The 14601-nt window shown below is 63.9% G+C and carries 14 protein-coding genes, 1 tRNA gene, 1 other RNA gene and 1 pseudogene; 8 read left to right on the top strand and 9 right to left on the bottom strand.

Going from position 1 to position 14601, the window contains the following annotated elements:
• Window positions 1-333: 333 nt before the first annotated feature.
• On the bottom strand, window positions 334-765 hold the full coding sequence (locus KQ307_RS06335) for a hypothetical protein (RefSeq protein WP_259727343.1): 432 nt from the start codon (window positions 763-765) through the stop codon (window positions 334-336).
• Between the two features lie 297 nt (window positions 766-1062).
• On the opposite strand from KQ307_RS06335, the gene KQ307_RS06340 reads away from it, so the two are divergent.
• Entirely contained in the window at window positions 1063-1716 is a 654-nt protein-coding gene (locus KQ307_RS06340; protein ID WP_259727344.1) for an HD domain-containing protein, read from the top strand.
• Window positions 1717-2199: 483 nt separating this feature from the next.
• Here KQ307_RS06340 and KQ307_RS06345 read toward each other — a convergent pair whose 3' ends face one another.
• Window positions 2200-3105 (bottom strand): fatty acid desaturase, encoded by a 906-nt coding sequence (locus KQ307_RS06345; protein WP_259727345.1) that lies wholly within the window; start codon window positions 3103-3105, stop codon window positions 2200-2202.
• Window positions 3106-3355: 250 nt separating this feature from the next.
• Here KQ307_RS06345 and KQ307_RS14880 point away from each other — a divergent pair.
• Together KQ307_RS14880 and KQ307_RS06350 are read left to right on the top strand one after the other, a co-directional pair.
• Window positions 3356-3466, top strand: a pseudogene (locus tag KQ307_RS14880) (IS1595 family transposase); the annotation flags it as partial.
• Window positions 3467-4116: 650 nt separating this feature from the next.
• Window positions 4117-4596, top strand: a complete 480-nt coding sequence (locus KQ307_RS06350) for a VOC family protein (protein ID WP_259727346.1) — start codon at window positions 4117-4119, stop codon at window positions 4594-4596.
• A gap of 159 nt (window positions 4597-4755) precedes the next feature.
• Here KQ307_RS06350 and KQ307_RS06355 read toward each other — a convergent pair whose 3' ends face one another.
• On the bottom strand, window positions 4756-5907 hold the full coding sequence (locus KQ307_RS06355; RefSeq protein WP_399241807.1) for a hypothetical protein: 1152 nt from the start codon (window positions 5905-5907) through the stop codon (window positions 4756-4758).
• Window positions 5796-6638, bottom strand: a complete 843-nt coding sequence (locus KQ307_RS06360; RefSeq protein ID WP_259727348.1) for a hypothetical protein — start codon at window positions 6636-6638, stop codon at window positions 5796-5798. The genes KQ307_RS06355 and KQ307_RS06360 overlap by 112 nt, the downstream gene beginning before the upstream one ends.
• Window positions 6639-6939: 301 nt before the next feature.
• On the opposite strand from KQ307_RS06360, the gene KQ307_RS06365 reads away from it, so the two are divergent.
• Window positions 6940-7242, top strand: a complete 303-nt coding sequence (locus KQ307_RS06365) for a hypothetical protein (RefSeq protein WP_259727349.1) — start codon at window positions 6940-6942, stop codon at window positions 7240-7242.
• A gap of 160 nt (window positions 7243-7402) precedes the next feature.
• On the opposite strand, the gene KQ307_RS06370 is transcribed toward KQ307_RS06365, so the two are convergent.
• The 3 genes from KQ307_RS06370 to KQ307_RS06380 form a co-directional block, all read right to left on the bottom strand.
• Entirely contained in the window at window positions 7403-7957 is a 555-nt protein-coding gene (locus KQ307_RS06370; RefSeq protein WP_259727350.1) for a hypothetical protein, read from the bottom strand.
• Between the two features lie 319 nt (window positions 7958-8276).
• Window positions 8277-8543, bottom strand: a complete 267-nt coding sequence (locus KQ307_RS06375) for a hypothetical protein (protein WP_259727351.1) — start codon at window positions 8541-8543, stop codon at window positions 8277-8279.
• Window positions 8544-8685: 142 nt separating this feature from the next.
• A tRNA-Arg gene (locus KQ307_RS06380) sits at window positions 8686-8759 on the bottom strand.
• Between the two features lie 88 nt (window positions 8760-8847).
• Here KQ307_RS06380 and rnpB point away from each other — a divergent pair.
• Together rnpB and rnc are read left to right on the top strand one after the other, a co-directional pair.
• Window positions 8848-9257: RNase P RNA component class A (gene rnpB, locus KQ307_RS06385), an RNA gene on the top strand.
• A gap of 23 nt (window positions 9258-9280) precedes the next feature.
• Complete coding sequence (gene rnc, locus KQ307_RS06390; protein WP_259702387.1) at window positions 9281-10063, top strand: ribonuclease III; 783 nt, start codon at window positions 9281-9283, stop codon at window positions 10061-10063.
• Here the strand turns inward: rnc and KQ307_RS06395 are convergent.
• Window positions 10029-10223: an NAD(P)H dehydrogenase subunit NdhS gene (locus KQ307_RS06395; RefSeq protein WP_259702386.1), complete on the bottom strand. Its 195-nt coding sequence runs from the start codon at window positions 10221-10223 to the stop codon at window positions 10029-10031. The two genes, rnc and KQ307_RS06395, sit on opposite strands and share 35 nt — an antisense overlap.
• 60 nt (window positions 10224-10283) lie before the next feature.
• Between KQ307_RS06395 and rimM the strand changes: the two genes are divergently transcribed.
• Together rimM and KQ307_RS06405 are read left to right on the top strand one after the other, a co-directional pair.
• Window positions 10284-10892 carry a ribosome maturation factor RimM gene (rimM, locus tag KQ307_RS06400; protein ID WP_399234989.1) on the top strand — a complete coding sequence of 203 codons (609 nt, stop codon included), beginning with the start codon at window positions 10284-10286 and terminating at the stop codon, window positions 10890-10892.
• Window positions 10893-10961: 69 nt separating this feature from the next.
• Window positions 10962-12455, top strand: coding sequence for a mannose-1-phosphate guanylyltransferase/mannose-6-phosphate isomerase (locus KQ307_RS06405; protein WP_259727352.1), 1494 nt, complete (start codon window positions 10962-10964; stop codon window positions 12453-12455).
• Here KQ307_RS06405 and selD read toward each other — a convergent pair.
• The gene (selD, locus tag KQ307_RS06410; protein ID WP_259727353.1) at window positions 12398-14599 is read right to left on the bottom strand and encodes a selenide, water dikinase SelD; all 2202 of its coding nucleotides are present in this window, start codon (window positions 14597-14599) and stop codon (window positions 12398-12400) included. The genes KQ307_RS06405 and selD overlap by 58 nt on opposite strands.
• Window positions 14600-14601 lie beyond the last annotated feature (2 nt).

The raw sequence follows: 14601 nt of genomic DNA on the forward strand, positions 1-14601 counted from the left end.
AGAACGACAGCTTGGTGGGGACTGCGTAATCTGACTTACAACTTTCTTCGATACCTGCATTGCAACTTAAAGGCAACGCCGGCCTCCTGATCATTCGACAGGGAGAAAACCGACTCGACTAAAAGTACTTGATGCCAGTCGCCAGGAGCATCTGCACGTGCAGAGGATTTCCTTGCGGCGTCTCAATATTGCCTCAAAAGTGGCAATATTTCGAGGTTCCCTATGGTTAGAGGACGGTCTGATTTTTCTGCTGCTCTCACTGATGCGCGAGAACGAGAGCAAGTAGCAGGATCACCTGCGCAAGGGGTCGATCCTGACCCTCTTTTCAGAGCTCTACCGGGGCAAGGTCGATCCGCTTGGGCTGATGGTGACGTTCAAGCTGCTCCAAGTGCCCGCGACGCCGGACACCAGCTGATATCCGGCGACGCCAAAAGTGCAGAACCCGTTCTCAAGCTCCTTCTGCTTGGCCATCGTCAGCACCGGCTTGGCGTTGGCATCCTGGGCCGCCCGCCGCCAGCGGCTGACCTGCTCAGGAAACAGGCCCCGCTCACGGCAGTAGGCGCTCAGCTCAGTGGCGTTGAGGCCAGCGGTCTCCAGCACCACCGTGAACTTGTCAGCGGCACTCCAGCCCTCAGGTTCTTTCTCGGATGCCGGCACCACCTCTCCCTGCATCCGCCAGGTCTTCCTCCATTTGTAGAGGGTGATCGCGTGAATGCCCAGCTCTTCTGAAATCCGGGCCACGCTCTGCCTGTGCGGCGGGCTCATCCGCCTCCTCACATCAGCCCTGACGGCCTCGCTGTATCTGCGCATTGGTCATGCCCTCAAGCCCCCGGGTGTACTGATGAGAGGGGTGACATCTTTCCTGAAACCGGGGGGATCGCCCTTCTATAGCTATGATAGCTCAATACACTGGATTGCCTCCTTACGCCAGGAGGGTCAACAATTCTTCTCGCAACCAAGCTTGCCGCCGGGAGGTTAATGGCTGACTGTCCGCCAATGGGGTGGCCAGAGAACTATGGGAGCGTGGGCGATCATGGAGTCTGAATACACCATCCTGAAACCGTGCTCGTCACCCCTCGCTACGGGGAAGCCCTTGGCTGGGCATTCGCGTTGCACAAAAATCAGCGACGTGATGGCAAAGACGTTCCCTTCGTCGCCCACCTGCTCGCCGTGAGCTCTCTGGTTTGGGAGGACGGAGGCAACGAAGATCAGGCCATTGCCGCTTTGCTGCATGACGCCATCGAGGATGCCAGCCAGACCCATGGCTCGATCGCCTCCCGCTTCGGGGATGCGGTTGCCGACATCGTGCGTGACTGCACCGATCCCGCCAAGGTCCATGGTTCGCCCTGCCCAGCACCGTGGCTGGAGGCCAAACGGAGCTTCATCGCTTCTCTTGAGCAGATGCCGGCTGCATCGCTGCTGGTGACGGCGGCGGAGAAAGCCCACAATGCTCGCGATCATGTTCTCGATGGTCGCCGCGATCCAAGTTCCTGGCAGCGGGCGAGTGCCGGCTTGGAGGCGTCAACCTGGTACTACAGAGAGCTGCATCAGCAACTGAGCAGGCAGCTGCCAGGCAGCCGTTCCGTTGAGTTGTTGGGGACCGCGGTGTGCGATCTTCTCGCCCTGCCGGATTTCTGCCGCCTGGTGCCAGCCGGCATCGATCCAATCGAATGGGCAGCGAGCTATCTGCAACGCCAGCAAATCCCTAATTGTTAAAGAATGCGTTTCTGAGCAGGAGGCTTCAGCTGGTGGTTCAGCCGAGCCTGCTGGTGCTTCAGGAGTTGCCAGTCGATGAGCCGTCAATCTTGTTGAGATGAATACCCAAGTAAGTGGCTTCGTGATTGAGGGCCATTTTCATCTCGTTGTTGCCAGCGGCAGAAGCGGCTGTGTAACGGACGAGTAGCGAGTCCCGAAGGGCTTGATCGCGAGCGGGGCTGGTGGTGGCTTTAGCCATTGGGAGGGAGGGGAGAAGCGGACGATTGATCCGCACTCCAAACCTAGGAAAGGCTTCGGTGAGAAAGGTTCGGATCAGTCTGTAGCTGATTACGCCAAGCTGTGCCCTGGATCACCGCCCTGGCCCGGCCAGTTCGAGCAGCATTTCAAATCGGCGGTCAGCCACCATCATCAACAAGGCCACGAGCACCTCGATTGACTGCCACAGCCAAGGCGATACCTTCCTAGAAAGATGACACCCCAAGCTCAGAGCAGCTGGAGAATCCCTGCTCCGTAGTGGCGAAAGCGGGGCAGAGGCTCCAAACCATGCAGCTCCAGTACCGCCGTGAGGCGCACGCTGGCCTCAGGCAGCTGCTGGAAGGGAATGGCAGGGAATGCATGGTGGGCAGCGTGATTGGGCAGCCCACCCAGGCAGGCATTGAGCCAGATGCCAGCTCCGACGCTACGCGAGGAGCGCAGCTGGGTGAGTCGATGGCCTGGAGAAGGGTTCCACAAACCGTGGTGCTCGATCAGCCCCCGTGTCTGGACAATGGCGCCGATGATGCGCTCCACAACCAGCCAGAACAGCACATAGCGCAGCACCACACCATGGGCGATCGCCACCCCGAGCATGGCCAGCTGGACCAACATCACGCCAGCCAAGTCAAGACGTAACCGGGCAGGGAGCCTGGGATCACAGCCGCTCAGTACGACTCCTTTGTGAACTGTGTCGATGATCAGTCCGACGCCTCCCAGCAACAGGGCCCTGAGCCAGAACGGATGGCGCTGATGCCAGCGGCGCAGGGGGCCTGCCTGCTCAATTTTCTCACGCAGGGGTTCGACCCGCTCAGGATCCCGCTCGTCACGCCCATTCCAGCGGTGGTGCAGCCTATGCAGGGAGGCGTAGGTGGCGAAGGGCCAGGCCATCGGCCAGCTGATCAGACAGGAAAAGGCGAACTCAAGTCGCGGACGCCCGATCAGGGTGCCGTTCACCGCCTCATGGGTGGTGACCAGCAGCAGGGCGTAGGCGATGCCGGCGACCGTCACGGAACCGATCGCCTGCCAAGGGTTCGCTGCACTCCAGAACATCCAGATACCCCCGATGAGCAGACCGCCGAACGTGGCTACCCTCAACAGGCCCAACAGCGGAACAACTGCGGTGAGATCGGCCACGGCCGCGCACAGATCGGTCTCCAGCCGATGCAATGAAGATCCTTGGAGCTCGGCGCCTCTCCCCATGAAACGGTGTGCCCGCTGCTCCTCAGGTTATGGCTTTCAGTGGGCGTTGGAGCCGGCCAGGTCCTTTGAGGCGGGAAGCAGTGCCGCAATGGTTCGTGGCCGAGGTGATCAGGGAACTGAACACCAACCTGACGCTGGTGAAAGACGGCATGGCCTATCCGCTCCCACCTCAGCCAGAAATCATTTCAAACGAAACCTCCACTTGACAACGATGACCGAGCGAGTGGTTTATGCCATCTGCAGCTACACCGCAAGGCCGGAACGCATCTTGAGGAAGGCGTGGCTAACTACCTAATCAAGTGAGGTCTTGGTACGGAGTGACGTGACAATCCTTGCGAACTGGCACCATTTTTTCAGCGGAACAACGTGATAAAATTACACATTTAGCCAGGCCATGTCGGTAGTCCTCCACTCAGCAAGGTGCCTCGATGCCGCCAAAGGACTTCGGGCTTGATCGTGATGCCATTGGAATGGGCAAGCTTCACGGCCTCCCCGGTGGAATGGCTATCCCGAAGAGCAGCAGCAAAGGCGGGATCTCGTTGTGTGAGCTCTTTGATCCGATGCAGAGCATGTTTCGCATCTCCAGATGCGTGGCCTCTAGGGAGTGATGTGGTGCTGCAGGTGTCCATGGCAATGTCCTCCTCTTTTCTAAAAGTCTATCAAGATCAGATCAGTCGATTGATAAGTAGAAGTACCCCTATGACCTGAGCCATCAACGGAGTACGATAATCCTTGGTATTAGTGCTGCCTAAAATAAGCTTTGGCCTTGCCAATGTCTTCACATGTAGATTCCGCTTACGGTGAACGCGCCTGAGCGCATGCCTTGGGGAAAGCTGGGCAGATCCATAAACGCTGTCCGCAACGACTCCGTCTTGGCTGTGACGTAACGGAAGGCCCTTCTAAGCTGCGATTCCCGCAAAATGGAACGAGCCGGGTGAATGGAACGTGCAGATCCTTGGTATCGACCATGTCGTTCTGCGCTGCAGGGACTTGGGCGTCATGCTCAGGTTTTACACCGATGTGCTCGGCTGCAGTGTTACCAAGCGAAATGAGCGCTTTGGGATGATTCATCTCCGTGCTGGCGTGGCCCAGATCGACCTGGTCAGTACCGATGGCGAGCTGGGCCTGGCCGGTGGCGCCCCCCCTGGCATGGAGGGCCACAATGTCGATCACATCTGCTTTCGTATCGAACCATTTGATCTTGAGGCCCTGAGAATTCACTTTCTCAGTCACGGAATCGATCTAGGAGCGGTTCACCATAATTTCGGTGCCGAAGGGTATGGCTCCGCTGTATACCTCAAGGATCCCGAAGGAAATTCGATCGAACTCAAGGGCCCTTCCGTTCAGGAGGCCGGACGCAACAAGGAGCCTGTCGGGCATAGATCAGCGCCCGAGCTTTCCACAGACCTCCCCGAACCTGCTTAGAACCCAGTGACAGCATACGAGAATGGGGCATGCAGAAGCCCAAAGCCTTCCGTCCCTGGCAGCCGGAGCAGACCACCTTGTTGCCGCCATCTCTTAACGATTCGCTCACGGATGATCACCGTTTCCTCCAAGCCACCTGTGTAGGCAGGTTTGCAGGCCCTACGAAGAAGCTTGTACCCTACTGATTGCTATTATTCCTGCCAAGGTTAAAGTAGTCCTCAAATCTGGCGGCTGCACTTCCGTCATAGAAATGAGCATTTCTCCTGCTGGCATCAATTCAGTCATTGTCGATCCTCTATTTCCATGGAGGTGATTGCTGGTGAGGACGAGCATCTGCTCAGCCCAATGGGCGAGCGGATCGGTCGTGATGGTCATGGCCAGCTCCGCCTCCAGCTGGGCGCGGCTACGGGTCGAGCACGCCAAGATCGCCTGGGCCTCCGCTTCGCTGATCTCCAGCACCCAGTTGGCGAAGCCGGACAACTGATCCACGAAGTCGCCGCTGTAGCCCCAATGGGCGTCAGCATCGAGCAGAGGGCGGCGCTCGCCTGCCGACACCACTTTGGTCACGGGCAGGGAGCGGCGACGGCTGTTGACCGCCCCACTGGTGTCAGTGGTACTGATCGGACCGTTGCCAGTCACCAGCACCATGCCGTCATAGACAAAATCGCAGGCTTGATCGCTGTAGCGGAGATCGGCAGCGATCAGGTCTCCGCCGGTGAGCGCCTTGAGCACGTTCAGGGAACCGTTGTAACCGTGGGCCTCGGAGACCACGGTGAGGCCCATGTTGCGAAGCTTCTGGGTCTGGAACAGCAGATTGCGGTTCTCCAATTTCTCCAGGTCGATCGAGACGGTGTTCTTGGCCCCCGCCAGGGCGATCAACAGGTTGGTGAGCACCGTCTTGCCTGTGTTGGCCGGGCCGTGAAGCTCAAGGAACACCTTGGCCCGACAACGCTGCACCAGCAGCCGAGCGAAGGCCTGGAACGTAGCCACAGCATCCTCATCCCCCAGTCGATCCTGGAGGAACGCCACCACCGCATCGGCGCGGGCCTGGTCGTCGTAGGGGTAGGGAAGGGTCCAGGTGTTCCCCCGCTGTGGGTCATGGGGCAGCAGGGTGTGGTCGCTGAGCCGCAGACAGCCGTTGGTGAAGGGGATCAGGCCAGCCATTGAGTGGGAGTTCAGCGGTTGCTGCTGGCACCGGATCAGTTTGAGAATCCCGTTGAACAGGCCTGGCTCACTTTGCTGAATCCCTGCCGCCGGAATACCACTGCGATCTGGTTGAGCAGCAACTGATCTCCGTCGACATGCTGCCAGTGTGTGCGTTGCCAATGGAACCAGGCCCGGTCGTTCACGAATTCGGGCTTCCAGATGGGTGCCAGCTCCATCTGCACGAATTCCGCGTAGGCAGGGGTGGCTTTGGGTTCGGTGGCGAAGCAATACTTGCGCTTTTCATCGTCGCCTTTGAAGCAAGGGACGCGGTGGCGACTGAAGCGCTGAAAAGCTTCTGGGCCATGCTTGTCAATCAGCTGCTTTGGGCTGAGCGGGTCACCGGCTGGATCGAGTGGCAGGAGTTCGACCTCCACCTGCTTGGCCCCTTCAGCATTGAGCTGCCACGCCCGGAGTTCCAGGGTATTCAACCCTGCTTGGCTGCAGTGGAAGCCGCTCGGCAGGCAGATGCGGACATGCCGCTGCTGGAGCACCAGGCCCTTGAAGGAAACGGGCGGGAGATAGGGGGTTCCACCAAGACCTGCCTGGGAGTTCCTGATCCAATGCGTGAACTGCTCCACCGAGATCGTCAGCACACTGGGATCTCGTTCGGACAGCAGCTCAGCGTCCTGGGGAGATTCAACAATCCGTAGGGGGATGTTGAAATCGCTCAAGCGGGCGTCCTCCGCGTCCTTCGGATGGAAGGTCAGACGTTGATGTTCGACGTCCGAGACGCTGTCGACTGCAACGCAGTTGGTCGGCATGTGGGAAGGCGGCCAATCCTGAACGTCCAGGAATGTGGTGGGCGAACCTCCACACTCCTGCGTGAGCTGCTCCACCTCGTTGTTCGGGTGGTCTGCGGATGCCGAACCCGGCTCCGTTGTGCTGTGTCTTGTTGTGCTGATTTGAGTGTTCATTGAACCTCTGAAGTTGTAATCGGCTCTGTCATTGACATCACCACATCCATCAATACAACATCCAGCCCCCAAATAGCCACATTCACGCGTGCGTCTTTTCAGGGTTGAGTGCATGCATGCGTGCAAGGAAAGACGCACGCGTGCAGACTTTACGAAAGCACCCATTCAGCAGTTCTGAGCTATCCCAATCCCTGCTAAAGATGATTCATTCAAATCCACAGACATGGCCTCACCCTCACCCCCTCCCCACGACGACCACGCAGAGCAGCGCGCAGCCATTAATCAGGCGTTGCAGCGCATCAATGCCCGCCTGGAGCTCAGGCCGAGCAACCTGAAAAGCCCCTGGCTCCCGCTTGCAGATGCTGCTCAGGCGCTGAACTTTCGCAGCAGTCGAGTACTGCGCGCTGCCATCAACAGGGGCCACATTCCGCCCCAATTCATCCGCTCAAGGACGGGGCCGAGCGGCAAGCGCCGCACCTTTTACGTCAATGCGGAGGAATATACCCCACATCTCAGCAACAAGTGAGGCCATCGAAGCGCTGTCGAACCAGCGCTGGTACAGCGTTGTGTGCATCGTCAGGCAATGGCCGCCGCTTTTGGCGGCGAATGAGGGACCCAGCAGTCAGCCATTGGCATGGCGGTCAATCTGTTCAAGAATGATGGACTTAATCTTTACGTTCGCCACCTCAAGACGTTGCGCTGAGCATCACCTGCAGCGACTCCATTTCGTGTGCATCAAACCAGCGCTGGTAGACGCTGCCGTGTACCGCCAGGCTGTGACCCATCGATTTGGCCGCCAGGGAGGGGGAAATCTTCGGGTTGTGAATCGCCCGCACGGCCCAGGCATGGCGCAAGTCGTAGGGCTGGAACTCCGCCTGCGCCCGGCGGAAAGCCTGCCCCATCAAGCCCCCGATGTCGCGATGGCTGCGATCCTGATTGAAGGCAGGCAGCCGCTTGCTATTCAGCGACCAGCGCTGAATCCAGCCTGCAGGCAAAGCCAGAGCCTGGCGTGCTCCTGTTTTCCCATCGGTGATGCGCAGCACACCTGAGGGCTGAACGTCAGCAAACAACAGCGCCTCATGGGGCCTGCATCCATACGTGGCCGCCACTGCTGCCGGCCACTGCCAGGCGGGTGAGAGGCGATCGATCAGTGCCTCGATCGCCTCTTCCTTGGGAAGGTCACGTGGCACCTGGCTACGGGCAGCGCTGTATCCCTTGCCGAGTTCCCGCAGGCGGGACACCAGCTCATCAGGCCAATCAATCGCTCTGGCTACCGTGGCTGCGGCCTGAGAGGCCCTGCGTCGCGATCGCGTGCATGGTGCGGCGGCCTCCACCAAAGCCAGCAAATGGCCCGGCTGCAGGGGATTGATCTCCAGCAAAGGAGCCAGGGGCGCCTGGTAATCCACCATCCAGCTGTCCTCTTCCGAGGGGCCCCGACGACGTTGCCTGCCCCACCACTCGCGAGTCAGGCGAATCACCCTTCTCCCGCTGATGCCCTCCGGTTCCCCAGGAGCCAGCGCATGGGCCTTGTGACGGCCGAGCGACAGCCAGGGCTCCCAATCAAAAGCCTCGACACCCCTTCCGATGGCGCTCCAGGGCATTGCCCAGGTGCTCGGCCAGCTGCAAGGCCTCCGTGGCCTGATCCGGATAGGCAAGACCGGTGCTGATCCGCTGCTGCTTTGGTTCTCTGCCCGGTGGATCTGTCGGGCGCGGCGGCATGGTCGCCCGCAGGCGCACCTTGGCCCCTGCCACATCGAGCGTGACCCCATGACCCTTGAGCTTCAGGGCGGCGTTCTGGCGAACCAGCCACGGGTCGGAAAGAGGCACCCGATTTGGCTAACCATTTGCCTAATCGTGGTCGACCCGGGGCGATTTGCCTGGTTTTTTACCTAATGGCATAGGCCGGCGGGAGCCTCTTCCCAGGTCGGCGACCCTCAAGACTCCCTGGCGCAACTGGGGTTTCGTAGAACGGGGCTGGCGGGACTCGAACCCACGACCTACGGTTTAGGAAACCGTCGCTCTATCCGGCTGAGCTACAGCCCCAATGGCTTCCATTATCCGCATGGGTGGGACGCATCACATGGGTGGGGCGGATCGGTGAGCTGACGGATCACTGCCTAAACTCGCAGCTGAAAGCAGGCGAGGTGGTCGCAATCGGAGCGGAAGTCCGGCCTTCGGGGCGGAATGCCGGGTCCGGTTGAGGAAAGTCCGGGCTCCCCAATGGCCAGGCCTGCTGGGTAACGCCCAGTGCGGGCGACCGTGAGGACAGTGCCACAGAAACACACCGCCGATGGCCCGGGTTCGCCCGGCGCACAGGCAAGGGTGCAAGGGTGCGGTAAGAGCGCACCAGCAGCATCGAGAGGTGCTGGCTCGGTAAACCCCGGCTGGGAGCAAGGCCCAGGGACAACGGTTGGCCATGGCACCCGTCCCGACACAAGCGCGCCGCTCGAGGCCGTCGGTAACGGCGGTCCCAGATAGATGACTGCCCCGGTCCGCTCCGGCGGGCTGGAACAGAACCCGGCTTATGTCCTGCTTTCACCCCCTTCCGCGCCAGGCAGCAGCGCATGACGCCTCCGATCTCCCCAGCAGCGCCCCTTGCCCCGGATCGGCGGCGGCAGCTGCTCCACTTTCTTGTGGCGATCGGCGTTCTGGATCCGATCGACCCGGAGAGCGCGGCAATCGGGTGGCCCGAACCCGATCTGGAGCCGATCGACGAGGCCCTCACCCACAGCTCGGCGGGCCTGAGCCGCAACCACGAACGACTCGAATTCCTCGGCGATGCTGTGCTGCGCCTGGCGGCGGCGGAACACCTGCAGCAGCATCACCCCGAGCTCGGCGTCGGGGCCTGCTCGGAGCTGCGCGCTCAGATCGTCAGCGACCGCTGGCTGGCGGAACTGGGCGAGAGCTGTGGCATCGAGGCGGTGCTGCGGCTGGGCCCACTGGCGATCGGTGATCCAGCCGGGCGCCGCACGATCCGGGCTGAAACCTGCGAAGCGCTGGTGGGTGGGCTCTATGAAGCCTGGGGAAGCCTGAAGCCGGTTCACCGCTGGCTGGCCCCCCACTGGCGGCGCAGCATCGCCGAGCTGCTGGGCGATCCCCATCGTCACAACTGGAAATCGGCCCTGCAGGAATGGAGCCAGGCCAGGGCCAGCGGCCTGCCCCACTACCGCAGCGAAGAGCGCAGCCAACGCCACGGCGATCCCCAGCGATTCATCTGCTGGGTGGAGCTCCTGGGCGATCGGCTCGGCGAGGGCTGGGGGGGCTCCCGCCGGGAAGCGGAGCAGCAGGCGGCCCGGGCGGCCCTGGCCCGGCTCAGCCCTGCTCCAGGGTGCTCAGAGGAATCGTGACCAGCTTGTCCCAGTTGCCCCCCTCGAACAGCACGGCGGCGCGAGCACCGCTGATCCGCTGCACGAAGCCGCGATAGCCGTTGTAGATCGAGGTGATGTCGCGAACGGTCACGGTGCTGCCCGGCAGGATCGGCAGGAGTGGCAGATCTGTGGCGACCATCGGAGCAGTTCAGCGGTGGGTCCATTATCGAGGCCGATGGCGAAAACAGGGCAAGACGCCATGGGCGGCAGTGAACAGGCAAAGGCGCCGGGTTCCGTGGCAGACGATGCAGCGGATGACTGGCTTGTGGTCGGCCGGGTCGTCGGGGCCCAGGGGTTGCAGGGAGAGCTGCGCATGCTCCCCCGCACCGACTTCCCTGAACGCTTCACCCGGCCCGGCCGCCGCTGGCTGCGCCTCAGGCAGGAGGCGCCGCGGCCGGTGCAGCTGCTGAGCGGCCGCCAGTTGCCCGGCCGGGAGTTGTTCATCGTGCGGCTGGAGGGCATTGCGAGCCGCGAGGCGGCCGAGGCCCTGGTTTCCCAGGAGCTGCTGGTCTCCGCCGACGATCGCCCCCGCCTGGCTGAGGGGGAGTTCCATCTGCTCGAACTCCAGGGGCTGGAGGTGCGGCTGGCACCGACCGGCACGCCGATCGGCACCGTGGTGGATCTGATCCACGCCGGCAACGATCTGCTGGAAGTGGAACTGAATGACAGTGCCGGCATCACCCCGGCCGGCGGACAGGCCAAGCGGCGCCGGGTGCTGATCCCCTTCGTTGAACCGATCGTGCCGCGGGTGGAGGTCGGCGAGGGCTGGCTGGAGATCACACCCCCACCGGGCTTGCTCGACCCCTGACATGGCGGCGGGAAAGCTTCTGAAACCGGGGCCTTTCCATACGATGGGGTGAGTGCGGACCGCTCATCGATGGGACCAACCGCCTGCTTGGTGCCGGTCATCCTCTGCGGCGGCACGGGCACCCGCCTCTGGCCGCTGTCCCGGGCCACCTACCCCAAGCAGTACTGGCCCCTCGCCGGCGATGGCGACGAGACCCTGTTGCAGCAGACCCAGCAACGGCTCGAAGGGCTGACCAACCTTGCTGCTCCCCTGCTGATCTGCAACGAAGACCACCGCTTCATCGTGGCTGAGCAGATGCGCCAGATCGGCGTCGATCCCGCCGCCATCCTGCTGGAGCCGATCGGCCGCAACACGGCGCCGGCCATCGCCGTGGCGGCCCTCCATGCCAGCGCCCGGGGCGAAGACCCCCTGCTGCTGATCCTGGCCGCCGACCATGTGATCCGCGACGCCGCCCGGTTTCGCGCCACCGTCGAGGCCGGCCGCGACGCCGCGGAAGCCGGCCGGCTGGTCACCTTCGGCATCGTGCCGACGGCTCCGGAAACCGGCTACGGCTACATCGAAGCTGTCGAGCCCCTGAAGGTCGGCGAGGCCGGTGGCGTGCCATCGCCCCAGCCGATCGCCCGTTTCGTCGAAAAGCCAGATCCCGCCACCGCCGAGCGGTTCATCGCCACCGGTCGCTTCACCTGGAACAGCGGCATGTTCCTGTTTCGCGCCAGCGCCATCCTGGCGGAACTGGAGCGGCTGGCCCCGGAGCTGGTGAGCTGTTGCCGCTCAGCCCTCGATCACGACAGCGCCGACCTCGAGTTCCTGCGGCTGGAGCGCGAGGCTTTCGCCAACTGCGCCAATGTGGCGATCGATGTGGCGGTGATGGAGCGCACCTCGCTCGGCTCGGTGCTGCCCCTTGAGGCCGGCTGGAGCGATGTCGGCAGCTGGAACGCCCTCTGGGAAACCGCCGATCAGGACGCCGCCGGCAACGTGCTGCGCGGCCGGGTGATCAGCGAAGGTTCCCGCAACTGCTACCTGCGCAGTGAACACCGCCTGGTGGTGGGGCTCGGCGTCGACGACCTGGTCGTGGTGGAAACGGATGACGCCGTGCTGGTGGCCCACCGGGACCGTGCCCAGGAGGTCAAGACGATCGTCCGGCAGCTGGAGGCGGTCGGCGCTGCCGAGGGCAAGGCCCATCGCCGCATCTACCGCCCCTGGGGCTACTACGACGGCGTGGTCGAGGGGGAACGCTGGCAGGTCAAGAAGATCCAGGTGAAACCGGGAGCGTGCCTGTCGCTGCAGATGCACCACCACCGGGCCGAGCACTGGATCGTGGTCAGAGGCACCGCCGTGGTGGAAAAGAACGGGGTGGAGGAACTGGTGGGGGAGAACGAAAGCACCTACATCCCGCTCGGTGCCAGGCATCGACTCTCCAACCCCGGCAAGATCCCGGTGGAACTGATCGAAGTGCAGAGCGGCCCCTACCTGGGCGAAGACGACATCGTTCGTTTCGAGGACCGCTACGGCCGCTCCGACGCCGGTCGGCCGCCCGCCGCCGTTGCGGTGCCGGCGCCCTGATCCCTTCGAGGCGCCGGCACATGGCCGATCAGGGCGGCCTCAGCAAAGCCGCAGGCCTTCACGGCGGCCAGCGCGGCATGGCAGCGCTCCGCCGGCAGGGCCGCCAGGAGGGGACCACAGGTCTGGGGGTCGATCAGCAGCTCCCGAGGCAGCAGCTCGGTGCCCTGCTGCCGGATCCGCACCCGTCCCGTTTCGAGCAGCGCGAAGGCCCGGCGGTTGGCGGGCGCCAGACTGCTGGCAAACCCCTGGCTCAGCAGCTCCCGAACCCCTGGCAGGACAGGAATCGCCCCATCCTCCAGCACGACGCTTAGCGATCCCGGCGCCGCCTCGAGCATTTCCCCCAGGTGGCCCAGCAGGCCAAAACCGGTGATGTCGGTGCAGGCCCGGCAGCCATGGGCCGCCAGCCGCTCCACCAGGGGCGCCTGGCTCTGTTGCATGACCTCCAGGGCGGCATCGATCCAGCCGGGCTGGGCCGCCCCGGCCATGGCGGCGGCGAACAGCACTCCGCTGCCGATCGGCCGGGTGAGCAACAGGGCATCGCCGGGCCGCAGGCCCCCCTTGGACCAGAACCGCCCCGACGGAACCGTTCCGTTCACGGTGAGGGCAAGACTCAGCTCGCCATCAGCCTGCCGCTGCTGAAGCGTGTGCCCACCGAGCAGGGCCGCCCCCAGGGGCTCAAGCACCGAGCAGACCCCGGCCAGGGTCTGCAGCAGCAGCTCCTCCTGAACTGACTCAGCCGCCCGGGGCAGGGTCACCAGAGCCTGGGCACTGCTGACCCTGCCTCCGCAGGCCCAGAGGTCAGAGCAGGCATGCAGGGTGGTGAGTCGACCATTCAGCCACGGGTCGGCCACCAGGGCCGGGAAGCCGTCGAGGCTCTGCAACTGCAGCTCGCCATCGGCCCCGCTGCCCACCACCACCGCATCCTCCGCCCCCGTCGCCGGGGCGCTGGCCTCGCCAAGGGCAGCCAGGCCAGCCAGGGCTCGGGCGAGGGGATCGGCCGGCAACTTGGCGGCGCAGCCCCTGCAGGCCATCGCACCCACCAGCGGCCGGCCGGAGCCCATCGGCGCCAGGGCCGTGAAGCCGGCCATGAAGCGGTGATCGATGGCGGCCTTCCAGCGCCAGAGCCAGGGGCTCGGCCCCAGGGCCAGCGGACCCCAGAACGCCACCGCCCGCGGCCGGCCACCGGTGGGATCGCCAAGCAGCTGCAAGGCACGCCGCTGGGGGCGCCAGCGGCGCAGGGATCGGCCATCGGCCACCAGGCTGCGACGCAGATTCACCGCCAGCACCGGAGCGGCCCGCACGGCCCAGACGCCGCTGGGGGGTCGCGGGTCTGCCTGGACCTGAGCACAGTCGCCGCTGGCAAAAATCGCCGGGTGCCCTTCCACCTGCAGGGTGGCCATGGTGAGCACGCGGCCCGTGGCCGGATCAACCGGCAGACCGGCCGCGGCCAGCCAGTGCGGCGCCCTGCTGCCGGTGCAGCGGACGGAGCTGACCGCAGCGGCGGACTCCTCCCAGATCGGAATGTCGGCATCCTGCAGCAGCCGCTGGCCGCAACGGTTCGCCGCGGCCGATCCCAGCCGCAGGCCCTGGCCGCGCAGGGCCAGCATCACCGGGCGGCGCTCGCCGAAGCGAGCTTTCAGGGCCAGCACCACTTCCAGCCCGGCTGCGCCGCCACCCCGCACGACCAGGGGCTTCTGATCACGGCGATCCGGGCAGGAATCCTGCAGCACGCACCAGGCGAGGAAGGGCTCCAATGGTTTGATCGGCCGGTCATCGCCGGAATCAGCGGCGGCGGCGGGCGTCACGGCGCCGACATCGAGGCTGAGCCGGTCCCAGCGGATCGGCGGGCGACCGGCGAGCAGCAGCTCGCGCCGGAGCCGATCCAGGCCAGTGATCTCAGCGCGAACAAAACCCACGCCAGCCAGCTCGCAGAGTCGGCGCAGGTCGATGCGGCAGTGCTCAAGACCGTGGAGCCCGGCGATCAGGCCGGGCACCATGCCGCTGTAGAGCGCCGTGCTGGCCCGACTCACCAGACTGATCCGGGCCCCGGGCGGCGACCCCTGCATGACCCAGCGGCGCAACACCAGCGCGTGGCTGTGCCCCCCGCCCGCCAGCACCAGATGGTGGCTCGGATCGGGTCGCACGC

The sequence above is a fragment of the Synechococcus sp. CS-1326 genome (assembly GCF_025128115.1).
In the GTDB taxonomy this organism is placed as follows: domain Bacteria; phylum Cyanobacteriota; class Cyanobacteriia; order PCC-6307; family Cyanobiaceae; genus Regnicoccus.